This window comes from Mesorhizobium waimense, assembly GCF_003601975.1.
Taxonomy (GTDB): Bacteria; Pseudomonadota; Alphaproteobacteria; order Rhizobiales; family Rhizobiaceae; genus Mesorhizobium; species Mesorhizobium waimense.
On record NZ_QZWZ01000132.1, the window covers coordinates 1 to 2669 of the forward strand.

Consider the following 2669-nt stretch of genomic DNA (forward strand, 5'->3'; position numbering starts at 1 on the left):
CGACAAACGTCGCCGAACTCGCTCTTTCCCTCGATTGTAATTGTCCACTCCACCGCCATCGTTGCTTCTCCGAACAAAGCGACGGTGATGAACTGCTCGGGCCTAACAATCCGTGCTCAACCCCAGAAAAATTACCGGCCTCACGGCAGCAACGTATCGTCGGTCATGGCGGGTGTGGCTCGCAAGATGTGGGCGACAGGAATGGCTTCAGCACCAAAATCCTACGCCACATCAATCGCTTAAGCTACATCCGCCAGCCTCTCAGAGGGTCGTCGTGCATAAGACGGGCTAGTGGTTCTCATCTGACAGAAGAGTCCTGCTTGGGATTCCCTTTGGGTTGCGCACGTGCGAGTCTGCCGCATGCGCACAGGAATATCCTGGACCGTTTCGCCGATCGATCGCCAGCGCCTGACGGCACGGCTCAGGGATCGCAATGCGCCGCAGAAGTATGTCTGGCGCGCCGGGATCGTTTTGCTGAGCGCCGACGGCATCGGCACCGTGGACAGCGCTGGCTGCGACTTGCCGAAGTGGCGGGCGAATAGCGACACCTGTTGCAGATAGGAGAGCTGGGTGTTGAGCGCGAAGTTGCGCACCTGCATGTCCTCGCTCATGCGTTGCCGAAGTTGGGTCATGACAAGCTCCTTTGTCCGATGGAATGGGCTGCAAGCAGCCACCCCATGCTCGCGCAGTTGGAGCTCCTATTGAACGCCTGACCGGCACGACAGAGGACGCCATCAAGACCGCGCCGTCGGCGTACACCCCCCTTGCCGCTCCGCCATGGCGGAGCGGGTTAGTCCAAGTCAAGTTATGGCGAGGTGAGGGGCGATCAACTTCACCTCATGGCCATACCTGCTCATCTCGCGGGCCCAATAATGCGCGCTGCCACAGGCTTCCATCACGATCACCGCTGGCGGCTGATCGGCCATAAATTTGGCAAAACTCCCCCGTGACAATTTCTTCCGGAACTTCAGCTCTCCCGTCATCGACGCTTCGTGGAGCTGAAAAACCGTCTTTGCCAAATCCACCCCGATCATTGTATCTTTCGTCACGGTTGCCGTCCTTTCCGCTCAGTGGCTGTAAACACCACTATCTTGGCACATTGCGATGCCATCTGGGGAGGGCGGCAACCACTCCATCTTTCAATGACACATCAAGGCCGATAAATTGGTCCATGGTTGTTGTTCTCCGATTGCTGCTGGGCCCGGGTCCGACTCGTGAGCCCATTTTCATCATATCGGGGAACAACCGCCGCCTATGCGCAAGGGCTACAAAGCGGGCACGTGGACGCGGCTCCCGCGATTACCCCATGTAATTACCATATTGTTCATTGCGGTCGTAGGTGAAACTCGCGCCCGGCTTGGCCAAATCCTTATTGAACTTGAACGGCCCGGATCCGATAGCCGAGGTCACCTGCTCAGTAGCGGGACGATCTGCATCTTTCTCCCGCATGATAGGTAGGTAAAGTCCCTCCGCGAGACTATCGAGGAGTATCCCGAGTGGCTCTTTGAGAGCGATTGTGAAGGTTTTCTCGCCCGTCTTCGCGATATCGCTGGCCCGCTCAATGATCAGTTTTTCACCAGCGTCCACCTGGCCCCAGCGGCGGATCGAGGCGACACAGTCCGCCGCGGTGACGGGTGCGCCATCATGAAAGCCCAGGCCATCCCGTAGCTCGAAGGTATAGGTCTTCTTGTCCTCGGAAACCTTCCAATTCGCCACCATTTGCGGCTGTGGCACAAGCTTGGAGTCGAGCGCGAATAGCGTATCGTAAATCGCTAAGCCATGCATGCTTGTGATGTCAGCCGTGGATAGAATCGGATCGTAGACGGTGAGATCTGACATCACCATCCCGACCGTCCTAGCTTCACCTGATGATGTCTGCGCCCGAAGGATCGACGGCAATGATAACGCCGCTCCGGCAACTATGCCTGATTTTATCAAGCTGCGTCGGGTAATTGTCATGTTCAAAGCCCCTTTCTTTGTTGCTACCGCCTGCTGTTAATGCTGCCTGCTTCTAAAGTTGTTGTCATGAACCGGTGGATGGTAATCATCAACGATGACTGACCCGACATACCGCGCAAGGCGGTAGCCGGCCGGCAAATGAATTCCAGTACCGCGCTCGCGGCAGTCGTCGTGCCGCGAAAACTGGCGACAATTGAGGGTAGGACTGAAGATCAATCCGACGCTCGGCTATGCCCTGGGGAGATCGTCGAGAACACCCGCAGGATGATGAGCCCGCAGCATGCAGCTTGAATGCACTGATCTTGCCGTGCTGCCCCACCTCGATATCCGCAAATGCTGCCCCAGCGTCAACGTCCATGCTTACGGTACTCCCAAGCACTCAAATTCTCCCGCCAGAGCGCAGATCGCCATGAATGTGATCTAGATATCGAATATTTGGTATATTATCGTACCTGTGGCAAAGGCCGTGACGCCTCTGAATTCCCCACCAGGCAATGCGTTCGCCAACCCGCGTCGGCGACAGAGAATGTGATGTTAACGGCTGCGAGAAAGCGCGGACAAATGGTGCCGAGGATTGTGGAGAGAGAAAGCGGCCCGATGGGGCCGCTTTGTATTTTTTACCAGGAGGGATCGAGAGGATGGGGCTTTTGCCCTGTCTGCTCGTCGCTGGAAGGGTGCTGATCGTCAGGGGCTTGTTGGTGACGGACAAA

General features: G+C 56.8%; 1 protein-coding gene and 4 pseudogenes. 2 read left to right on the top strand and 3 right to left on the bottom strand.

What is annotated here, in order from left to right:
• Together D3227_RS42475 and D3227_RS40075 are read left to right on the top strand one after the other, a co-directional pair.
• A partial coding sequence (locus D3227_RS42475; protein ID WP_208646626.1) for a hypothetical protein occupies positions 1–243 on the top strand: 243 nt, incomplete at its 5' end.
• A gap of 117 nt (positions 244–360) precedes the next feature.
• Positions 361–504 (top strand): annotated as a pseudogene (locus tag D3227_RS40075) (IS630 family transposase); the annotation flags it as partial.
• Here D3227_RS40075 and D3227_RS40080 read toward each other — a convergent pair.
• From D3227_RS40080 to D3227_RS40090, 3 pseudogenes are all read right to left on the bottom strand, one after another.
• Positions 504–632: pseudogene (locus tag D3227_RS40080) on the bottom strand (integrase); the annotation flags it as partial. The pseudogenes D3227_RS40075 and D3227_RS40080 overlap by 1 nt on opposite strands.
• A gap of 183 nt (positions 633–815) precedes the next feature.
• A pseudogene (locus tag D3227_RS40085) lies at positions 816–1049 on the bottom strand (IS110 family RNA-guided transposase); the annotation flags it as partial.
• A 268-nt stretch (positions 1050–1317) separates the two neighbouring features.
• Positions 1318–1959 (bottom strand): annotated as a pseudogene (locus D3227_RS40090) (ABC transporter substrate-binding protein); the annotation flags it as partial.
• Positions 1960–2669 lie beyond the last annotated feature (710 nt).